The organism is Wenyingzhuangia sp. IMCC45533 (genome assembly GCF_054111225.1).
This window is the reverse complement of sequence record NZ_CM134197.1, coordinates 279,432-299,362: the sequence shown is the minus strand read 5'-3', so window position 1 is coordinate 299,362 and position 19,931 is coordinate 279,432. Positions and strand designations below refer to the sequence as shown.

The 19,931-nt window shown below is 33.8% G+C and carries 19 protein-coding genes; 3 read left to right on the top strand and 16 right to left on the bottom strand.

Annotated features, from left to right (window positions below; all coding sequences use genetic code 11):
- Window positions 1–25 precede the first annotated feature (25 nt).
- Together ACXGQW_RS01335 and ACXGQW_RS01330 are read right to left on the bottom strand one after the other, a co-directional pair.
- Window positions 26–625, bottom strand: coding sequence for an alpha-ketoglutarate-dependent dioxygenase AlkB family protein (locus tag ACXGQW_RS01335; RefSeq protein ID WP_457823312.1), 600 nt, complete (start codon window positions 623–625; stop codon window positions 26–28).
- A 3-nt stretch (window positions 626–628) separates the two neighbouring features.
- Window positions 629–1,462 carry a methylated-DNA--[protein]-cysteine S-methyltransferase gene (locus ACXGQW_RS01330; RefSeq protein ID WP_457823311.1) on the bottom strand — a complete coding sequence of 278 codons (834 nt, stop codon included), beginning with the start codon at window positions 1,460–1,462 and terminating at the stop codon, window positions 629–631.
- Between the two features lie 215 nt (window positions 1,463–1,677).
- On the opposite strand from ACXGQW_RS01330, the gene ACXGQW_RS01325 reads away from it, so the two are divergent.
- Entirely contained in the window at window positions 1,678–1,974 is a 297-nt protein-coding gene (locus tag ACXGQW_RS01325) for an EF-hand domain-containing protein (RefSeq protein ID WP_457823310.1), read from the top strand.
- Between the two features lie 61 nt (window positions 1,975–2,035).
- On the opposite strand, the gene ACXGQW_RS01320 is transcribed toward ACXGQW_RS01325, so the two are convergent.
- The 4 genes from ACXGQW_RS01320 to fumC form a co-directional block, all read right to left on the bottom strand.
- On the bottom strand, window positions 2,036–2,947 hold the full coding sequence (locus ACXGQW_RS01320) for a hypothetical protein (RefSeq protein WP_457823309.1): 912 nt from the start codon (window positions 2,945–2,947) through the stop codon (window positions 2,036–2,038).
- A 49-nt stretch (window positions 2,948–2,996) separates the two neighbouring features.
- Complete coding sequence (locus tag ACXGQW_RS01315; RefSeq protein WP_457823308.1) at window positions 2,997–3,362, bottom strand: DsrE family protein; 366 nt, start codon at window positions 3,360–3,362, stop codon at window positions 2,997–2,999.
- A 58-nt stretch (window positions 3,363–3,420) separates the two neighbouring features.
- Window positions 3,421–3,981 carry a TetR/AcrR family transcriptional regulator gene (locus ACXGQW_RS01310; protein ID WP_457823307.1) on the bottom strand — a complete coding sequence of 187 codons (561 nt, stop codon included), beginning with the start codon at window positions 3,979–3,981 and terminating at the stop codon, window positions 3,421–3,423.
- Between the two features lie 139 nt (window positions 3,982–4,120).
- The gene (gene fumC, locus ACXGQW_RS01305) at window positions 4,121–5,518 is read right to left on the bottom strand and encodes a class II fumarate hydratase (protein ID WP_457823306.1); all 1,398 of its coding nucleotides are present in this window, start codon (window positions 5,516–5,518) and stop codon (window positions 4,121–4,123) included.
- Between the two features lie 263 nt (window positions 5,519–5,781).
- On the opposite strand from fumC, the gene ACXGQW_RS01300 reads away from it, so the two are divergent.
- Window positions 5,782–6,783 carry a lipid A-modifier LpxR family protein gene (locus tag ACXGQW_RS01300; protein WP_457823305.1) on the top strand — a complete coding sequence of 334 codons (1,002 nt, stop codon included), beginning with the start codon at window positions 5,782–5,784 and terminating at the stop codon, window positions 6,781–6,783.
- Between the two features lie 64 nt (window positions 6,784–6,847).
- On the opposite strand, the gene ACXGQW_RS01295 is transcribed toward ACXGQW_RS01300, so the two are convergent.
- The 4 genes from ACXGQW_RS01295 to gcvP all read right to left on the bottom strand — a co-directional run bounded on the left by ACXGQW_RS01295 (window position 6,848) and on the right by gcvP (window position 13,917).
- Window positions 6,848–7,858 (bottom strand): TlpA family protein disulfide reductase, encoded by a 1,011-nt coding sequence (locus tag ACXGQW_RS01295; RefSeq protein ID WP_457823304.1) that lies wholly within the window; start codon window positions 7,856–7,858, stop codon window positions 6,848–6,850.
- A gap of 151 nt (window positions 7,859–8,009) precedes the next feature.
- The gene (locus tag ACXGQW_RS01290; RefSeq protein ID WP_457823303.1) at window positions 8,010–9,671 is read right to left on the bottom strand and encodes a 2-oxo acid dehydrogenase subunit E2; all 1,662 of its coding nucleotides are present in this window, start codon (window positions 9,669–9,671) and stop codon (window positions 8,010–8,012) included.
- A gap of 15 nt (window positions 9,672–9,686) precedes the next feature.
- Window positions 9,687–10,682, bottom strand: coding sequence for a pyruvate dehydrogenase (acetyl-transferring) E1 component subunit alpha (gene pdhA, locus ACXGQW_RS01285; protein WP_457823302.1), 996 nt, complete (start codon window positions 10,680–10,682; stop codon window positions 9,687–9,689).
- A 391-nt stretch (window positions 10,683–11,073) separates the two neighbouring features.
- Window positions 11,074–13,917, bottom strand: a complete 2,844-nt coding sequence (gcvP, locus tag ACXGQW_RS01280; RefSeq protein WP_457823301.1) for an aminomethyl-transferring glycine dehydrogenase — start codon at window positions 13,915–13,917, stop codon at window positions 11,074–11,076.
- Window positions 13,918–14,035: 118 nt separating this feature from the next.
- Between gcvP and ACXGQW_RS01275 the strand changes: the two genes are divergently transcribed.
- A complete protein-coding gene (locus ACXGQW_RS01275) occupies window positions 14,036–14,845 on the top strand; it encodes a hypothetical protein (protein ID WP_457823300.1) in 810 nt (269 codons plus the stop codon).
- A gap of 51 nt (window positions 14,846–14,896) precedes the next feature.
- Here ACXGQW_RS01275 and ACXGQW_RS01270 read toward each other — a convergent pair whose 3' ends face one another.
- The 6 genes from ACXGQW_RS01270 to ftsH are packed head-to-tail and all read right to left on the bottom strand — an operon-like array spanning window position 14,897 to window position 19,918.
- Entirely contained in the window at window positions 14,897–15,511 is a 615-nt protein-coding gene (locus tag ACXGQW_RS01270) for a YceI family protein (protein ID WP_457823299.1), read from the bottom strand.
- Between the two features lie 22 nt (window positions 15,512–15,533).
- Entirely contained in the window at window positions 15,534–15,815 is a 282-nt protein-coding gene (locus ACXGQW_RS01265) for an acyl-CoA-binding protein (protein ID WP_457823298.1), read from the bottom strand.
- Between the two features lie 14 nt (window positions 15,816–15,829).
- On the bottom strand, window positions 15,830–16,483 hold the full coding sequence (locus ACXGQW_RS01260) for a phosphatidylserine decarboxylase family protein (RefSeq protein WP_457823297.1): 654 nt from the start codon (window positions 16,481–16,483) through the stop codon (window positions 15,830–15,832).
- 3 nt (window positions 16,484–16,486) lie between these two features.
- Window positions 16,487–17,314 carry a phosphatidate cytidylyltransferase gene (locus ACXGQW_RS01255; RefSeq protein WP_457823296.1) on the bottom strand — a complete coding sequence of 276 codons (828 nt, stop codon included), beginning with the start codon at window positions 17,312–17,314 and terminating at the stop codon, window positions 16,487–16,489.
- A gap of 9 nt (window positions 17,315–17,323) precedes the next feature.
- Entirely contained in the window at window positions 17,324–17,920 is a 597-nt protein-coding gene (locus tag ACXGQW_RS01250; RefSeq protein WP_457823295.1) for an LUD domain-containing protein, read from the bottom strand.
- A 21-nt stretch (window positions 17,921–17,941) separates the two neighbouring features.
- Entirely contained in the window at window positions 17,942–19,918 is a 1,977-nt protein-coding gene (gene ftsH / locus ACXGQW_RS01245; protein ID WP_457823294.1) for an ATP-dependent zinc metalloprotease FtsH, read from the bottom strand.
- Between the last annotated feature and the right edge of the window lie 13 nt (window positions 19,919–19,931).

The following is a 19,931-nucleotide window of genomic DNA, read 5'->3' as shown; positions in this document are numbered from 1 at the left end:
TATAGAGCCGATTGTGGCTATTCTGTTAAGTTATAATGTTTCTAAAAGTGAGGTTGATTCTAGGTGATTTGACCAACGTAGAAGTAGGCAATTTATGTAGCCAGTTGGTTTGCGTATCTCCAGCCATGATGAGTAGACTTCCTTTTTCTAAGGGAATGGAAATAGTTTGTTTGGATTCTTTATGTTTCAACATAAATTTTCTGTCAGCACCAAAACTTACAGAAGCAATAGTGGGTTGTTCACCTAATGTTTTCTCATTATCGGCATGCCAACCCATACCCTCGCTACCATTGTGATACAAGTTGAGTAAACAGGCATTAAAAGTAGTGTCGCATTTTTTTTCTACGATTTGTTTCAAATCTAACAATTCTTTGGTCCAAGGTAAAGCAGTTTTGTGGGTATTGGAATAATGATAATTGTAATTGGTGTCCCCATATAAAGCTACCTTTCTTTTTGTAGTTATATGTTTGCCAAACATAATTGCCTCGTCGTGTTGCCAAGAAATGTTATTTAGTAGTAGGTCGTAATATAATTTAGCTTTTTGTAATGCTATTACTTTAGGGTAATAGTACACCTCCCCATCAAATGGAAGTAAGTTAGCGGGAGTTGAGTTGAATAAATCCATTTGCTATGATTTTACCTTTGCAGCTTCCCAGCCTATTATTGCCTTTTTACGAGTACTTCCCCACATGTAATTTCCAATTACTCCCGTTGTATTAATTACCCTATGGCAGGGAATTAGAAAAGCAATCGGATTTTTTCCAATGGCTGTTCCAACAGCCCTAGCAGCTGTAGGCTGATGAATTTGTTTAGCAATAGTTCCATAAGTACTCAATTCTCCCAAAGGAATTTTTAATAAAGTTTTCCAAACTTTTAACTGAAACGGAGTTCCTTTTATGTGTAATTTTAAAGGTGTGTTGGTCTGTGTTAAAGAATCAAATATTTCAACAACTCTTGTTTGCAAAGGGTGTGTTTGTTTTATGCAATTCGCTTTGCTAAAATCATTTTTTAAACTGAGTAGAGCATCCTCTTCTACTTCTGTAAAAGAAACAGAACACACCCCTTTATTTGTATTACCGATTAGGATGGGACCGAAACGAGTAGGGTAGTGTTGATAGTAAATGGTTAAGTTTTGTCCTTTATTAAAACAATCATGTGGTGTCATACCCTCAACAATCAAAGGTACAATTTGTAGTTTGTCAATATTGTTTAAATCTGTTGGCTCAGTAGCACTAAACAGAGTCTGCTGAGGTTTTTGTAGTTTCGACTTTGTGTGTCGAGTATGAATGTAAAGCATAAACTCTTCTGGACTCACACCTGCCCATTCGTTAAATGTTTTTTGGAGTTGTGAAACACTTATATTGATGGCAGTGGCTAGAGTTTTTAAATCGGGTGTGACCACAATGTTTTTCTGTAAAAAATCGATAGCTCTAATAACTTTATTATAATGTGTGTGCGTCATAACCACCTTTTGATGATTGTAAAGTTACTCTTACTTATTGAGTATTAAAACTTGAATTTTGTAAAAGTTGTAGTTCTTATTTTATCACTCTGCAATTTTTTTTCATAATTAATTAAACTAAAGTCTATATGCTGGGTCATAGTGGAGACTAAGTGATTGAAAGATGAAATCTTAGTCAAAACAAAAATCAATTAAATTAATAAAATATTTAAAAAATGAAATCACAAAAATTAATCATTGCAGGAGTAGTTTGTTTATTAAGCGTAGCTAATTCATTTTCTCAAGAAGAAAAACCTAAGCCAAGTCCAGAAAAAATATTTAAAAGATTAGATAAAAATAAGGATGGGAATATTACCAAAGATGAATTGGCCGGTAAAAAAATACTTGAGAGATTTGCCAAAATAGACAAAGATGCCAACGAGTCTATTTCTTTAAAGGAATTTGTACAATTTAAAGAAAAAACCAAAAAAGCTCATCATAATCATGACAATCATAACCACGGTGGCGAATAGTCATTGTCCATAAAACAACGTAGTTCAAATGAAATAGCAGCCCTTAGGGCTGCTGTTTTATTTAATAATTATATTTAGAAAATGCTTCGAAATTCCAATCAATAGCATGATGGTTTATCGTGTAAATACAATGATCGACAGCAAAAGTCCAAAAGAGTCCAGTATCTGTATGCACCAAATCTTCTTCGGTTTTCTGATTATAGCTTATAGAAACGGTACCGTTTAATTGAAGAACACTGTTTGTTTTAAAATCTATAAATAGGAGTCCAGCATTGGGGTTGCTTTCCAAATTTCCCAAGGTATTATACAGATTGTTTCCAATATATTCAGGAATCTTCAATAAATTAGAATCTACAATATCAACAAAACCAGGTTTACCACCTCTATGCGAAGCATCCATTTTATTAGCTGCTCCACTCCCAATAAAAAAAGTATCAGATTTTTTTATCAAATCCATAAACTCATCCGTTAATTGAGTTCCTTTCTTGGTAGTGGTTTGACGTTGAATTGATGAGTTTTTTACAAGGGTACGCTTCTGAATATATTTGGGGCAGTTGGGGTAGGCTTCTATAATTTTAATACTAATTTTATTCTCTGTGATTTTATATACGATTCCGTTGGTTCTGTATCTCCTAGTACTAGCAAATTCTATAAACATAGCTCCTATGTTTTTCTGATTTTTAATATTCTCAAAAAAAATATCGTTGGTGTCGCTTTGTAGTTGATCAATATAGATATCAAATGTATTCGCATCAGGTACCTCAATAAAACCAGAGGGTCCTACTAGTAATGAAATCCAGTTTTTACCCTTAGAATCATTGGAACTTATAATAAGTGTGGACTGATTTTCTGTAAAAGGGATGGCACCTGGTATTATTTTATCATTAATAGAATGTCCTACTTTGGCAGCAAGATGCTTGACACCCATGTTGTCTTGAACTTTGAGTTCGCCTTGATGAAATACATTTGACATAGTTAATTTGGTTGAAAAGTGAGTATAGGTTATAAAGAGAGTACTCTGGCTAAAAAGTTAGAATAGTAAACCCCTCTTCCTCCAATTTTAAAAAACTAGAACTACCCACGGTCCCTGGCAAAGTGTTGTTTTTTATTAAGTCCAGTCCGCTCGGATTGGCTCCCCATACTTGTGCACAAGCTGCAGAAGCTCCTTCAATAACATCTGCTAATTCTTTGTATAATTTGTGTGCAGGATGTTTTTCGTTTTCTAAAATCTCTGGCCATCTAGTTGCAGTTCCCTGGAAAATAAACTTTACTTCTTGTCCAGCATTTTTATATTCCCATGCTGTTCCTAGGGCATTAAATAAACGTCCGATAGATTCTTCGGATCCTGATTTTGGGTCTGATAATAATACAATTGCTTTCTTGCTCATTTTTGTGATTTTTAATGATTAGTAACCGAACATTCGGTAAAGTATAAGTGTAAATTTTTTAATTAGTGTATAAAGATTTGATGTCTGCTAACGCAACTTTAAAACAGTTGTAATCTCCCAAAGTTTTAGAGAGCACCAAACTTCCTTGAATTTGAACGATTACTTGTTGTGCTATGTTTTTGGCTTCATCCTCAGTATGATTAAATAGACGAGCTAATTCAGTAAAACTTTCAATCCAAACAGAAACTCCTTTTTTTAATTCATCTCCAAACAAATGAAAGCTATGATCCATAGATAGCGTTTTCGTTACACACGCATTTTTTCCACCATCATAGAATTGATTCAAATGGTCAATTACAGTTTCTAACTTATTAATTGGAGTTTTTTTAGGATCATTAATCACATTAATGATGCTAACTTTTGTCCAATCTCCAATATGATTTAAAACTGAAAGTACAATGTCCTTCTTTCCTCCAGGAAATCGGTGATATAAACTCGCTTTCTGTAAACCAGAGGCAGCAGCTAAATCATTTAAGCTAGCACCCTCATAACCTTTAGCTCTTAAAACTTGCATTAGGTTATTCACTAAAACAGTATCTTCTACTTTTTGTGGTCTCATAGAACAAATATAGTAAAATAAAACAATTACCGAACGTTTGTTCTGAAACTTATTGTAACATGAACACATCGGTTATAAAACAAAAAAAAGCTATCTAAATAGTTAGATAGCTTTTAAAACTTGTAAAAAAATTTGATTTCTATTTTAAAGAACCTATCATATCTTCAGGTTTTACCCATTCGTCATACTGTTCTGGAGTAACATAACCCAAACGAACAGCTTCTTCTTTTAAAGTAGTTCCATTTGCGTGCGCTGTATTAGCAATTTCAGCAGCCTTGTAGTATCCGATTTTTGTGTTTAGAGCTGTCACCAACATTAAAGAATTGTTTAATAACTTTTCTATTACAGGGTAGTTAGGTTCAATACCAACAGCACAATTTACGTCAAAAGACACACAAGCATCTCCAATTAAACGAGCAGACTCAATTAAGTTTTTAGCCATTACAGGTTTGAATACATTTAACTCATAATGTCCTTGTAAGCCACCTACGCCAATGGCAACATCGTTACCCATTACCTGCGCAGCAACCATGGTAATGGCCTCTGCTTGCGTAGGATTTACTTTTCCTGGCATGATAGAAGAACCTGGTTCGTTTGCAGGAATAATTAATTCTCCAATTCCTGAACGAGGACCAGAAGCCATCAAACGAATATCGTTGGCAATTTTATTTAAGGAAACCGCTATTTGCTTTAACGCTCCGTGAGTTTCTACAATAGCATCGTGAGCAGCTAAAGCTTCAAATTTATTTTCGGCAGTAACAAAAGGAAGTCCCGTAAATTCAGCAATTTTTTTAGCAACGAGTACATCATAACCAGCAGGAGTGTTTAAACCCGTTCCTACTGCAGTACCTCCCAAGGCCAATTCAGACAAGTGAGGTAAGGTGTTTTTTAAAGCCTTTAATCCATGGTCTAGTTGAGATACATATCCAGAGAATTCTTGTCCTATGGTCAACGGAGTTGCGTCCATTAAGTGAGTACGACCAATTTTAACGACATCTTTGAAAGCATCGGACTTAGATTTTAGAGTATTTCTTAACTGTTCTACTCCGGGAATAGTAATTTCTACTACTGCTTTGTAGGCTGCAATATGCATTCCCGTAGGAAAAGTATCGTTTGAAGATTGAGATTTATTTACATCATCATTAGGTGTAATTACTTTATCACCTTCACCAATCACTCTTCCAGCCAATTCTTGAGCTCTGTTTGCAATTACTTCGTTAGAGTTCATGTTAGATTGTGTTCCGGATCCTGTTTGCCACACTACTAAAGGAAACTGATCATCGTGTTTACCCGCTAAAATTTCATCACATACGGCAGATATCAACTCTTTTTTATTATTGTCTAAAACACCTAATTCAGCATTTGCATGTGCAGCCGCTTTTTTTAAGTAGGCAAATCCATATACAATTTCTAGAGGCATACTTCCTGCAGGCCCTATTTTAAAGTTATTGATGGATCTTTGAGTTTGTGCTCCCCAATACTTATCAGCAGGTACTTGTACCTCACCCATAGTATCTTTTTCTATACGATATTTCATTGGAATTAATTTTTAATTTCTTGCTTAACAGCTTCAAAGATAATAGATAAATCAAGGATGAAACATGATTGAACTCATAAAATAAAAGCGATTAAATAGATTACACGAATTTCTTTTTTTTGATAAAGTATTTAACGTAATCCTATATATTCAGTAGTCTAGTAGTTGACAACTATCAACTGTATAAAAAAGAAAGAAGAACGCTTGTCAACCAATGGAAGTTAAATAGACAATAAATTTGTATAACCCTTAAACTAATCAACATGCAGAAACTATCAATTTTATTCGCTATTGTAGGTTTTTCTATATTTTTTGTAGAAAATATTTCTGCTCAGAAAAAAGACAACTCATTCCTTAAACAGCTTTCATTTTACCATGAAAACGATGCCTTGTTTTTCCCCAAAAATTTGGACGATAATTATACAGCTGGTTTAAGATTAGATGCTGTTACAAGAGAAATTAAAATGTGGCAACCTTTTTTTAAATTAAAAGGAGACAATCCTAAATATTACAATCATATTAACGTCGGATTTCAATCTTTCACCCCCAGAAATATTGCAGCGAGAGAAATACAAACGGATGATAGGCCTTACGCATCTTATGTGTTTTTAAGTTTGGGAAAAACTCAAATACTAAAAAATAAGGTGTTTTACTCTGAACTTTCTATAGGAGTACTGGGTTCATCTATCGCAGAAAAATTACAGATTTTTGTTCATGAGAGGGATTTTACCCAGAGACCTATCCCTAAAGGATGGGATAATCAAATAGAAGATGGTGGAAGTTTAGCAGTAAATTATAAATTGAATTACTTATACGTATTTAACAATTTAGTATCAGACAATATATTAATTCCTTCGTTGAGGCTAGAAAGTAACATAGGTAATTTTAATACCGATGTTTATGTGGGTGCTCAAATATCTTTATTCAACATAAATTATAAAAATCTATCCTTAAATTACAACGGTAGGGTAGGGTTTAACGACTTGAGAGAAAATAAATCGAGGTTTAATGTTTTTATAGAGCCAGGATTAAGACTAAATATTTACAATGCTACCTTAGAAGGAGCTTTGTTCTCTAATGATTCAGTTTATACTATTGACAGGAAAAATACCAACAAATTTCTATTTGATATGAATGTTGGGGTTAATTGGATTATTAAAGATTGTTTGGTGTTAAAATATACATTGACAAGAAGAACTCAAGAATTTAGCAAAGGAAAAAAATCGCATTGGTGGGGAGGAATAGGAATTGGAGTAAAAATATAGAAACAAAAAAATCGAATCTTTTTTAATAGATTCGATTTTTTTCAGGCCTAAAATGAAATAACAACTAAGGTAGATTTTTCAATAACTTTTTTGTTTCAGGATTTGAAGGTCTAGGAGCATTATCCATCATAATTTTTCCTTCTGTATCCAATAGAATAAATCTAGGAATTCCTTCTACTTGATAGGCATCCATAAAACTTTGATCTCCATTAGCAAACAATTGAATCCCTCCCATTTTTTTATCTGCAATCATAGATTTCCACTGATTTTTAGCGTTTGGACTATCCACAGAGATGCTAACAAATTTTATGTTTTTCTTCTTAAAATTTTGTTCCAATTCTTTTAGATAAGGAATTTCTGCTTTACACGGCGGACACCAAGTAGCCCATATATCAATATAAACATAGCTTCCCTTTAAATCTGATAGTGAAGTAGTTCCTCCTTTGTAATTTTCGTAGTGCTCAAACTGTGGTGAAAGATCTCCCTTTTTCAAATTCTCATCTAGGCCATTAATAGCGTTGTACTGTTTTTTCAAATTCTCGAGAAAGATGGTTAGGTTGTCATTTTCGGTATCCAACACTATTGTGTTCATTGATTTGTTTTTGGTTAGTAAAGCCTGAATGTCTTTTTCCAAATTCTGCACGTACTTCTCAAAGTCGTTAGCGTTTAAACCATTTATACTATCAATGTTTTCAAAAACTTTCTGTGTAATTAACTCCCTTTTATTGAGATAATTATTCACATTTTTACCCTTTCCAGTATAAGTTAATGTTTTTTGATAATCATTAGCATCAGCATTGATAACTAAATGGGTGTTTTTATCCAGAAACAAAGTCTTTCCAAACTGCCCGATTTGCAAATAAGCAAATTCGTCCTCAATACTGATGGTATCTTTAAAAAATCCATCTTCAATTTTGATGTTTTTAACCTGATCTTTGGTTCTTAAAATAACTTCGGAAACTTCTTTGGGTAAGTTTGCAATCTTACCTTGAATACTTGCTTGTTTAGGAGTATTTTCGCAAGCTATAGCTAGTATTACTAAGCTTACGAGCATTAGTTTTTTAATATATTTCATTTTGATTATATATGTTTTGAGCTTAATTGATAGTTTCGTAACAAATGTTACACCAAACCTTTACAATTTAAAAATTAATGAAACGAATATAAATAAAAACACCTCTGAATTTAAGCAGAGGTGTATTTTATATAATGATTTGTTTGAGTCTCTAAGCAATCATAGTCACAGGATTCTCAATAAACTGCTTTAATGTATTTAAAAAAGCAGCACCAACAGCACCATCAATGGTTCTGTGGTCACAAGATAATGTTAAATTCATTACGTTACCAACCACAATTTCTCCGTTTTTAACAACAGGCTTTTGTTTAATACCTCCAACAGATAAAATAGCTGAGTTAGGTTGGTTAATGATAGAGGTAAAATTATCTACACCAAACATTCCCAAATTTGATACTGTAAAAGTACTTCCAGACATTTCTGCAGGAGTCAACTTTTTCTTTTTAGCCTTCACAGCTAAGTCCTTAACCTCTGCACCAATTTGAGTTAAACTCTTAGTGTCTGTAAAAGGAATCACAGGAACAACTAAACCGTCTTCAATAGCAACTGCTACACCAACGGCAATGTGTTCATTGTAAATTGTTTTTTCAACAGTCCATTCAGTATTAATCTGGGGATGCTTTCTCAAGGCCATTGCAGAAGCTTTAACAACTAAATCGTTAAAAGATACTTTGGTATCTGGTAACTCATTAATTTGCTTACGAGATGCAATTGCATTATCCATATCTACATCTAAACTAATGGTAAAGTTTACATTCTCGGTTTGAGACTTGTCTAATGCCTTTGCAATAGCTTTACGCATGTTAGAATTTTTCTCTTCTCTCTTGCTAATTTTTCCAGATGGAGCAGCAGGAGCAGATTTAGTTGCAGGAGCATCAGCAGTTTCAGTAGCAGGTGTGTAGTTTTCTATATCTACTTTTACAATTCTTCCACCTTCACCTGTACCTACAACTTTCGCTAAATTAATTCCTTTTTCCTCTGCTAATGCTTTGGCTAATGGAGAAGCTATAATACGTCCGTTTTCGGAATTGATAGCACTTACTTTTTTTGTAGCGGTAGGAGTAGTAGCTTTAGAAGCTTCCTTCTTAGGTTCGCCAGCAGTAGCCTTAGGGGCTTCTTCTTTAGAATCTTCCGTTTTTGGAGCAGCAGGAGCAGTAGCATCACCGTTGCTAAAATTAGCAGCAACATCAGAAACGTCTGTACCTTCTTCGCCAATGATAGCTAATAAACTATCAACAGGAGCTGTTTCTCCTTCTTGCAAACCAATGTATAACAAAGTTCCTTCGTTAAAAGATTCGAACTCCATGGTTGCTTTATCAGTTTCAATTTCAGCTAAAATATCACCTTCTTCAACTTTGTCACCTACTTTTTTTAACCAAGAGGCAACTGTACCATCTGTCATCGTATCACTTAAACGAGGCATAGTAACTACGGTTACTCCATCAGGAATTTTAGCAGATTCTTTGGCAGGAGCACTTTCTTCTTGTTTAGGGGTATCTTCAGTGGTTTCTTCTTGAGTAGCTTCTGCTTCTTTTGGAGCATCACCACCGTCTAATAAGTCAGAAATATCTTCACCCTCTTCACCAATGATAGCTAGTAAGCTATCCACAGGAGCGGTATCACCTTCTTGCAATCCAATATGTAGTAAAGTTCCTTCGTTAAAAGATTCAAATTCCATTGTAGCCTTATCAGTCTCTATTTCAGCTAAAATGTCTCCCTCTTCAATGTTATCTCCTACTTTTTTAAGCCATTGAGCAACCGTACCTTCGGTCATAGTATCACTCAAACGTGGCATTGTTATTACTGTAGCCATATTTTATATCTTGGATTATTTATGTTTTACAAACGGATAATTTTCTTGCTCATATACCATATCGTATAATTGCTGTACTTCTGGGAACGGAGATTCTTCTGCAAATTTCTCACATTCCGCTACTTTATCCTTAACATCTTTGTTAATTGCTTTTATTTCGTCTTCTGTTAAATACGCTTCCTCTTTTATAACATCTAGTACTTGCGTAATTGGATCAATTTTTTTGTATTCAGCAACTTCATCTTTGGTACGATAATGTTGAGCATCAGACATAGAATGACCTCTGTAACGGTAAGTTTTCATTTCTAAAAAAGTAGGTCCATCACCTCTACGAGCTCTGTCAATAGCCTCTTCCATTGCTTCTGCAACTTTAATAGGATCCATTCCATCAACAGGTCCACAAGGCATTTCATATCCTAAACCTAGCTTCCAAATTTCTTGGTGATTGGCAGTACGTTCTACAGAAGTACCCATTGCATATCCGTTATTTTCACAAACGAATACAACAGGTAATTTCCAGTTCATAGCCATGTTAAAGGTTTCGTGCAACGATCCTTGACGGACAGCCCCATCTCCCATAAAACATAAGGTTACTCCAGGTATACCATTGTACTTATCACCAAATGCCATACCAGCACCTAAAGGAATTTGACCTCCTACAATACCATGTCCTCCATAAAAACCATGTTCTTTAGAGAAGATATGCATAGATCCACCCATACCTTTAGAAGTACCTGTTACTTTTCCATATAATTCAGCCATCACTTTCTTAGGATCTACTCCCATTCCAATAGGTTGAACGTGGTTACGGTATGCTGTAATCATTTTATCGTGTTCCAAATCCATTACGTGTAAACATCCTGCTAAGATTGCTTCCTGACCGTTGTATAAGTGCAAGAATCCTCTTACTTTTTGTTGGATGTAAACTGCTGCCAATTTATCTTCAAACTTTCTCCAGAAAAGCATATCCTTATACCAATTGATATAGGTTTCTTTGGTGATTTCTTTCATGATTTAATTTAAATTTTACAATAAAAAAACTACGTAATAATACTTAGTTTTTGGTTTTTATTTGTCGAATAGCCACAAAAATAAGACATTATAACTAAGTAATAAACATCTGAGAACACTTTTTTAGCGGTTAAAAATAAGCTTGATTGATAATAGGAGTTGAATTTCGTGGGAAGCGTAATATCAAGTGTATTTAATCTATTGATTTTATTGTGATTATTCGTTTTTTTTGCTGATTTTTTCTGCGTTGAATATCGTTAAACTAATTTTAATTTTTCTACAGGCTTTCCACACATTAAAGCAAGGTTTTTCTACTTATAAGTCTTCCAATAAATGGTAAACAAACAAAACACCAAAGCTATGCTTTGGTGTTTTGTTTGTTCTATAAAAATTATAGGTAGTTTTCAATAGGTTCACAAGAACAAACTAAGTTTCTATCTCCGTAAGCATCGTCTACTCTACGTACTGTAGGCCAAAATTTGTTTTCAGCAATATTATCCATAGGAAAGGCTGCTTTTTGTCTAGAATAGCTAAATTCCCAATGGTCGCTCGTAAGCATTTTTTGAGTATGCGGAGCGTTTTTTAGAATTGATGTGTCATCATGATTATCCAGTTCATCAATTTCTTTTTTGATACTTAACATGGCTTCAATAAAAGTATCCAGTTCTTGTTTGTTTTCACTTTCAGTAGGTTCAATCATCAGAGTACCTGCAACGGGAAAAGAAACGGTTGGTGCGTGAAATCCGTAATCCATCAAACGTTTGGCAACATCTACCACCTCAACTCCTTTGGATTTGAATGTTCTAAAATCAACAATCATTTCGTGTGCACAAAATCCGTTTTCACCAGAGTATAAAATTTCGTATGCTGTTTCTAATCGTGTTTTGATATAATTTGCATTGAGGATGGCATTTTCTGTAGCCGATTTTAATCCTTTGGCTCCAAGCATTTTTATGTATCCGTAAGATATTAAACAGACCAATGCAGAACCCCAAGGGGCAGCAGAGATAGATTTAATTGCATTTTGACCTCCAGTTTTTATGACAGGGTTAGAGGGTAGAAAAGGAGCTAAGTGTTTTGCAACACATATAGGTCCTACTCCTGGTCCTCCACCTCCATGAGGTATAGCGAATGTCTTGTGTAAATTTAAGTGACATACGTCTGCACCAATTTTTCCCGGACTTGTTAGTCCTACTTGAGCATTCATATTGGCACCATCCATATATACCTGGCCTCCGTTATCATGAATAAGTTGCGTAATTTCTTTAATTCCGCTCTCAAAAACACCATGGGTAGAAGGATAAGTAACCATTAAACAAGATAAATTATCCTTGTGCATTAGGGCTTTTTCTCTTAAATCGTCAATATCAATATTACCTTCTTCGGTAGCTTTTGTAACCACTACTTTCATTCCTGCCATCACTGCAGATGCAGGATTAGTTCCGTGAGCAGATGACGGAATTAAACAGATGTTTCTGTGATAGTCGTTTCTAGATTCGTGATAAGCTTTGATAACAAGTAGTCCTGCATACTCACCCTGAGCACCCGAGTTGGGTTGTAGTGAAGTGGCGTGAAAACCAGTAATCTCGTTTAAATCTTGTTCTAAACTTTTTAAAACCTTTTGGTATCCTTGGGCTTGCTCCACAGGTACAAAGGGGTGAATGTTTCCCCAATTAGGCCAACTTAGGGGCAGCATTTCGCTCGCAGCGTTCAATTTCATGGTACAAGAACCTAAAGAAATCATAGAATGATTGAGTGATAAATCTTTACGTTCTAATTTTTTAATGTATCGCATCATTGCTGTTTCAGAATGATGTGTGTTAAATACAGGATTTGTTAAAAATTCACTATCTCTTTTAAAAATTGATTTCACATCAACTTCTTCAATTTTATGAACAGCTACAAAGTTTTTATCCGTTGCTTTGGTTAGAATTTTTATGATCTCGTTAATATCATCAAGATTTGTAGTCTCATTTATTGCTATAGAAATAGAAGTTTCTGAATTATATAAAAAGTTAACATGTAGTAACTCAGCAATTTCTTTTACCTTTTTTGCTGATGGAACTTCTATGTTCAAAGTGTCAAAAAACACCTCGTTTACTTGATTAAATCCTAAGTTTCTTAGAGCAACGTTAAGAGTGTGCGTATGATTTAGAATTTTTTGAGCGATGTATTTTAATCCTTTAGGACCGTGAAATACTCCATACATACCTGCCATTACAGCTAGTAACACCTGTGCTGTACAAATGTTAGAAGTTGCTTTTTCTCTTTTTATATGTTGCTCTCTAGTTTGCAAAGCCATCCTTAGAGCTCTATTACCATCTAAATCCTTAGTAACTCCAATAATTCTTCCAGGTAAGGATCTTTTGTAAGCTTCTCTAGTTGCAAAATAAGCAGCGTGAGGTCCTCCATATCCCATAGGAATTCCAAATCGTTGTGTTGTACCTACCACAATATCTGCTCCCCATTTTCCTGGAGGTGTCAGTAAAGTCAAACTTAATAGATCTGCTGCGACAGCAATTCTGGCTTCAACTTCGTTGGCTTTTTTAACAAAGTTCTCGTAATTAAGAACTTTACCATTTTTACCTGGATACTGAACCAAACCACCAAAAACATCATTGGTAAATTCAAATGATTCGTGGTCTGCTAGTATAATTTCTATATTTAGAGGTGTTGCTCTAGAGTAAAGTACATCAATGGTTTGCGGGAGCACGTTGTCCGAAACAAAGAATTGGAGTGCTTTGTTCTTTTTTTGTGTTCTACTACGTGTGTTATATAGTAAAATCATAGCTTCTGCAGCAGCAGTACTTTCGTCCAATAAAGAGGCATTGGCTATTTCCATTCCTGTTAAATCAGTTACCATTGTTTGGTAATTTAACAAGGCTTCTAGTCTTCCTTGGGCAATTTCTGCCTGATAAGGAGTATAAGCAGTATACCAACCCGGATTTTCTAGAATATTACGTTGTATAACTCCTGGTGTAATAGTGGGATGGTAGCCTAAACCTATATAGTTCTTGAATAGTTTATTTTTTACAGAAAGTTTCTGAATATGTTCCATGTATTCATATTCGCTCAAAGCAGTATCTAATTCTAAATCTTGCTCAAGTAAGATGTCGCTAGGAACCGTTTTCTTGATTAATTCTTCAATAGATGCTACATTAATAGCCTTTAACATTTGATTTTGTTCATCGTTGTTAGGGCCTATATGTCTTTGTGCAAAAACGTCTGTTTTCATTCTAAAAAAATAAAAATTAAGGACCACAAAAATAGGCATAATAAAAGTTTTATTTTTGTTTCCGTATCAAATGTTTTTATCAATTTTAAATCTAAATGTTGATAAGTCGATCATGCTTATGAAAATATTTTACACCTTATTTAGATTTTATGTTTTCAGCAATTTACACGTGTCGTTGTCAGTTGCTTGTTTGGTATTGGTAAACGGCAAATTTTTGGGTAAAGAAGTGTTTGCAGAATCTATCCTGTTGGGTTGCGGAACTTTTATAGCCTATCATTTAATTAGATACATAAATAGGTTTAAATACGGAAAAGAACATTTATTAGATCAATTCAGTAATCAGCATAAATCTACGATTAAATTGTTGATATGTATTGCTTTCGGAATTTCTGTGTTTTTGCTTAAAGAAATAGAAATATCTCAACTACTTAAAATATTGCCTTTTGGAATTTTAACATTGCTATATGCTTTTAGTTTCTTCAATGTAAAGGGAGTTAGATCTTCTTTGAGATATGTTCCTTTTCTTAAAATATTTTTGATAGGTTTTGTATGGTCTGGGGTAACAGTATTTTTTATCGAGGACTTAGATGTAACATCTATGCTGTATTTTATACAAATCATGCTTTTTGTTATAGCCCTAACAATCCCTTTTGATATTAGAGATCTAGAGTTTGATAGAGGAAATGTTAAAACTATTCCTATGCTGATTGGTATTCACAACACCAAATGGGTGGGGGGTGTATGTGTGGTATGTGCATTATTGATTCATATGACTATTATGAAATCATATTCTTTGTCGTTTGTACTAGTGAGTATTGCTTTGGTCTTTTTAATTGTAAGAACTAAAGCATCGCAATCAAAATATTTTGCTGCCTTTTGGGTAGAAGGAATTCCTATACTTTGGCTGGTTTCTAGTTATTATATATAAAAAAAACTCCACTGTAATAGTGGAGTTTTTTTTTAAAACGGCTGGTATTTGCTATTCTGTAATGTAATTTAATACAACATCCACATCTACAACATTCCATGTCTTACTGACTCCATCTTCTCCAGTATGAAGAGCTTCACAAGCTTTATGAATGGATGCTAATGCCTTTTGAGCGTTCCATTTATTGATATCAATGGTAGCTTTTAAATAAGAACTATTTCCTTGTTCCTCTAAGGTAAAAGGTAAATCGTGAGTTTCGTTATTCATATCAAAAGCGATAATTCCAGAATTACCTTCAATACTTTTAACAGTAGCAGACAAAAGTTCCGTGTTGTCCATAAATCCAAAAAACAAAGATTTTAATTTTGCATCTCTCACCCCATTGTTACTGAAAATACTACTTACAGGAATAGATACTTTAACACCTGTTAGCGCTGCTGCTTTGGTAGCTGCTTTCTCGTTGTTTTCAATGTTCACCTTTTGGAATTGACCTTTCACTCCTTTTTTGTCCGTAAACTTATAACCTGTCCAGTTGACAACAACGGTTTCTGCATCTAATTGATAAGTAGTTTCCGCAGGGTTCGAACTAACTTTGGTTTCTTTTTTACTCTCTTTACATGCTGTTAACGATATTACAGCAAGTAGCATAATGGCTAATTTTTTCATATGAAATTTGTTTTGATTAAAGTTATATGACTTGATTGGTATGTTTCTCAACAAGCTTGATATATTCTTTTTTCGCTTTTTTAGGGGATATGCCTCTTAATTGCATCCATGCATTAAACTTAAAAGAACTTCTAACATCTTCGCTATCTTGGTTGGCGTTAAAGCTAAAATGATCTCCTTTAGTGGCTTGCTTAAAATAAGCATAGAATTCCAACATTACATCAGGAGGTAAAGGCTCCATAGTAGAAGCAATCTTTACCGCTTTGTCAAATCTATCTTGTAATAAATCATCATCCTTACTCATGTTTACATCTAGTTTTATAGAGAAGCAATAACATCTTCCGCACCTTTAACTTTCTGATCTAAAGATACATTAATTTTAGCATCTAGTGGAAGAAATAAATCAACTCTAGAACCAAATTTAATGAAACCTGCATCCGTACCTTGTGCAACTTCTTGTCCTTCTTTTGCGTAATTGACGATACGTTTTGCTAGTGCTCCCGCAATTTGACGATACAATACTTCCCCAAAAATTTTATTTTCCACAACTATAGAAGTTCTTTCGTTTTCTTCGGATGCTTTAGGATGCCAAGCCACTAAATATTTACCTGGATGATATTTACTGTATTTAACCAATCCACTTAGTCCATAACGAGTAACATGTACGTTTAACGGACTCATAAAAATTGAGACCTGTAATCTCTTGTCTTTAAAGTATTCGGGCTCGTATACTTCTTCAATCACAACAACCTTTCCATCTACCGGAGATACTACATGGTTGTCCGATATTTTGGTGTTCCTTTTAGGATTTCTAAAAAATTGTAAAATAATATATACAAAAAATAAAAGAATAGCATATATAGAATATTGCAACCAAGCTAAATCTGTTAATAAGAAATAGGTGAAATCTGCAATAATAATTGCTAAAATAATAGTGACTTTAATAATTAGTTTTCCTTCTTTGTGGAACATAGTTTAAGAAATTAGTTGTAAGTAAAAATAAATAAAAGGTGAGGCAAATAATAAGCTATCAAAGCGATCTAAAACACCACCGTGACCAGGTATTAAATTCCCACTATCTTTTATATTTGCGGATCTTTTAAACATAGATTCTACCAAGTCACCCAAACCACCAAATACACTCACAACAATGCTTAAACCAAGCCATTGTACCAATGTATATTGTGTGAAATAATAGGATAAAATAGTAGCTGTAATCAGTGTAAATAAAACTCCTCCCGCTGAACCTTCTATAGTTTTATTTGGAGATATTTTTTCGTATAATTTGTGTTTACCAATGGTTTTTCCTGTTAAATAGGCAAAGGTGTCTGTAGACCAAATTAGTATAATACAACCTAAAAAAGTAGTTCCTTCGTAACTACCAGCAGCGTTGCAAAAAGGAATTGATAGAATAATGGTAAAAGGGATGATAGCGTATAGGTAAGTTAAAAACACGATACCTATATCTGTAAACGGATTTTTGTTTTTTCGATTAAATAAAATAATAAGAAAAGCAAAAAAAAGTAAAACATAAACAAAGCTGTCGTTAAGAATATTATTGGACAGCTTATTGCCTAAGTTAAACTTAGAACTTAAAATTTTTATACTTCCAGCAGAAAGCACAAAAGTAATTACTCCTAAAATATTAAAGAATGGAGATTTATAGTTACTTAATTTTTGAAATTCAAAAATGGCAACAATCATAAAAAAGAAAAATAAAATATAAAAAGAAAAACTACTATACAAAGTAGCGCTAATTAGTATAATGATAAATATAATTCCTGATATAGCTCTTTGTAGCATAATAATTTTTTATAGGTCTTCAACAAGTATCAAATACAAATTCTTACTATTTGAAACCCCATAATTTAAAAAGTTATCTTTGTTTTTTTCTATCTGATAATTCCGTATTGCACAGATGTTGGTGGGTAACTTGTCTTTACAGTTAGATTTGATTCCTGTTAAACCTTCTCCCATATTTTTTACTATTTGGCTAGTTTTAGCTATCACAATAAAATTAGCATTTAATTCACCAAGTCTCTTTTCACTGATTTGATTGGAAGACAACATAATATTTCCAGAGTCGGCAACCAAATGCTCGCACTTGGTAAAAAATGGCTTATGAGCGTTGATGTTACTGGTTGATGAAATTTTAATTTTATCAAGTAATTTGATAAGTTCTTTATTGTTACAAGATAAATCTGTCCATTGGTTTTCTAACAAAATACGATGCAAGGTTTGTTGCGCTTCACATTCGTTGACACAGTATAGAAATTTACCACCTTTATTGATAAAGTTGTTAACAAACAAATCATCTAAAGACAATACAACGGGTTGTTCGTTGATTTTTTGATCTTTAGATGACGGTTTGGTATTTGAAGTTTTAAAAAATTTACTAAATAAACTCATCAAATAATCCCTTTATAGGGTTTAGTTTGTAACCTCTGTATCTTCGGTTGTGATTTCTTCTTTTTTAGGCTCTAACTGGTTGTCATCATTTAAAAAAGCTCTTTCTCCAAAAATTTTAACTAAGTCGTCTTTAAAAATAACTTCTTTTTCTAATAAACGCTCAGCAAGTTCAGTCAACTTGTCTTTGTTTTCTGTTAAAATTTGAATAGCTCTTTTGTACTGACTTTCGATAATGTTACTAATCTCCTCATCAATTAATTTAGCAGTTGTTTCGCTATAAGGTTTGGTAAATCCATATTCTTGTCCACTAGAATCGTAGTAAGTTAGGTTACCAACTTTATCGCTCAAACCGTAAATGCTAACCATAGCTCTGGCTTGTTTTGTCACTTTTTCTAAGTCACTTAAAGCACCTGTAGATATTTTATCAAAGATGATTTTCTCTGCAGCTCTACCCGCTAAGGTAGCACACATTTCATCTAACATTTGCTCTGTACGAACAATCATTCTTTCTTCTGGTAAATACCAAGCAGCACCCAAAGACTGTCCTCTAGGAACAATGGTTACTTTTACCAATGGAGCAGCATGTTCTAACATCCAACTTGCAGTAGCATGTCCAGCCTCGTGAAAAGCAATAGTTTTCTTTTCTCCTAAAGAGATAATTTTATTTTTCTTTTCTAAACCTCCAACAATTCTGTCAACAGAATCTAAAAAGTCTTGATTTTCGATAATAGTTTTGTCGTTTCTCGCAGCCATTAAAGCAGCCTCATTACACAGGTTAGCAATATCAGCACCAGAAAAACCTGGAGTTTGTTGTGCTAAAAACTCAACTTTAACATCATCGCCAACCTTTAAAGGTTTTAAGTGAACTTTAAAAATTGCTTGACGTTCGTTTAAGTCTGGTAAATCAACATAAATTTGTCTATCAAATCTACCTGCACGCATTAGGGCCTTATCTAACACGTCTGCACGGTTTGTGGCAGCAATTACAATCACGTTGGTGTCAGTACCGAAACCATCCATTTCTGTTAACAATTGATTCAGCGTGTTTTCACGTTCGTCATTACCACCAGTCATGTTATTTTTTCCTCTAGCTCTACCAATGGCATCAATCTCATCGATAAAAATAATAGAAGGAGATTTTTGTGCAGCTTGTTTAAATAAGTCTCTAACTCTAGAAGCCCCAACTCCAACAAACATTTCAACAAAATCTGAACCAGATAAAGAAAAGAAAGGAACTCCCGCTTCTCCCGCAACTGCTTTCGCTAATAAGGTTTTACCTGTACCAGGAGGTCCTACTAATAGAGCTCCTTTAGGTATTTTACCTCCTAAATTGGTGTACTTTTCAGGTTTTTTTAGGAAATCTACAATTTCTTGAACCTCTTCTTTAGCTCCTTCTAAACCAGCAACATCTTTAAAAGAAATTTTAACTTTTTGTTTTTCGTCAAATAATTTAGCCTTGGATTTTCCGATGTTAAAAATTTGACCACCAGCACCTCCACCACCAGCACCACCAGACATCCTTCTCATAAAGAATATCCACAGTCCTAATATCAGCACAAATGGTAAGAAACCAATTAAAGAGTCAAGCAAGTCTGTTTTACTAACATTTTTAACATCAATGGTCAAATTATATTCATCTTTGTTTTCTCTAATAATATTTTCAAAGTTCTCTAAACTACCAAAGTTGTACGTTAACACAGGTTTTTTAGGAGCCCACGGTAATGCAGTATCTTCGGTTTTAGAGGTATATGCTTTTTGAGCCTCTTCAGTTAAATAGATTTCAGCATAATCGTTATTAACAATAAAGATTTTTTCTATACTGTTAGATCTTAATAATTCATCAAACTTATTTCTAGAAATATCTGCTCCAGAAACTGAAGAATCAAAAAAGTTAAACGAAAGAATAACTGCTATAATAGCAGCGTAAATCCAATAAGAATTGAATTTAGGCTTGATACCATTAGGCTTGATATTTTTTTTGTTATTTGTTTTGCTCATTATGTATAAATGC

Bases quoted from the DNA above. Each gene is read 5' to 3' on its own strand.
- ACXGQW_RS01335 (WP_457823312.1), bottom strand. From the start codon at position 625: ATGGATTTATTCAACTCAACTCCCGCTAACTTACTTCCATTTGATGGG.
- ACXGQW_RS01330 (WP_457823311.1), bottom strand. From the start codon at position 1,462: ATGACGCACACACATTATAATAAAGTTATTAGAGCTATCGATTTTTTA.
- ACXGQW_RS01325 (WP_457823310.1), top strand. From the start codon at position 1,678: ATGAAATCACAAAAATTAATCATTGCAGGAGTAGTTTGTTTATTAAGC.
- ACXGQW_RS01320 (WP_457823309.1), bottom strand. From the start codon at position 2,947: ATGTCAAATGTATTTCATCAAGGCGAACTCAAAGTTCAAGACAACATG.
- ACXGQW_RS01315 (WP_457823308.1), bottom strand. From the start codon at position 3,362: ATGAGCAAGAAAGCAATTGTATTATTATCAGACCCAAAATCAGGATCC.
- ACXGQW_RS01310 (WP_457823307.1), bottom strand. From the start codon at position 3,981: ATGAGACCACAAAAAGTAGAAGATACTGTTTTAGTGAATAACCTAATG.
- fumC (WP_457823306.1), bottom strand. From the start codon at position 5,518: ATGAAATATCGTATAGAAAAAGATACTATGGGTGAGGTACAAGTACCT.
- ACXGQW_RS01300 (WP_457823305.1), top strand. From the start codon at position 5,782: ATGCAGAAACTATCAATTTTATTCGCTATTGTAGGTTTTTCTATATTT.
- ACXGQW_RS01295 (WP_457823304.1), bottom strand. From the start codon at position 7,858: ATGAAATATATTAAAAAACTAATGCTCGTAAGCTTAGTAATACTAGCT.
- ACXGQW_RS01290 (WP_457823303.1), bottom strand. From the start codon at position 9,671: ATGGCTACAGTAATAACAATGCCACGTTTGAGTGATACTATGACCGAA.
- pdhA (WP_457823302.1), bottom strand. From the start codon at position 10,682: ATGAAAGAAATCACCAAAGAAACCTATATCAATTGGTATAAGGATATG.
- gcvP (WP_457823301.1), bottom strand. From the start codon at position 13,917: ATGAAAACAGACGTTTTTGCACAAAGACATATAGGCCCTAACAACGAT.
- ACXGQW_RS01275 (WP_457823300.1), top strand. From the start codon at position 14,036: ATGAAAATATTTTACACCTTATTTAGATTTTATGTTTTCAGCAATTTA.
- ACXGQW_RS01270 (WP_457823299.1), bottom strand. From the start codon at position 15,511: ATGAAAAAATTAGCCATTATGCTACTTGCTGTAATATCGTTAACAGCA.
- ACXGQW_RS01265 (WP_457823298.1), bottom strand. From the start codon at position 15,815: ATGAGTAAGGATGATGATTTATTACAAGATAGATTTGACAAAGCGGTA.
- ACXGQW_RS01260 (WP_457823297.1), bottom strand. From the start codon at position 16,483: ATGTTCCACAAAGAAGGAAAACTAATTATTAAAGTCACTATTATTTTA.
- ACXGQW_RS01255 (WP_457823296.1), bottom strand. From the start codon at position 17,314: ATGCTACAAAGAGCTATATCAGGAATTATATTTATCATTATACTAATT.
- ACXGQW_RS01250 (WP_457823295.1), bottom strand. From the start codon at position 17,920: ATGAGTTTATTTAGTAAATTTTTTAAAACTTCAAATACCAAACCGTCA.
- ftsH (WP_457823294.1), bottom strand. From the start codon at position 19,918: ATGAGCAAAACAAATAACAAAAAAAATATCAAGCCTAATGGTATCAAG.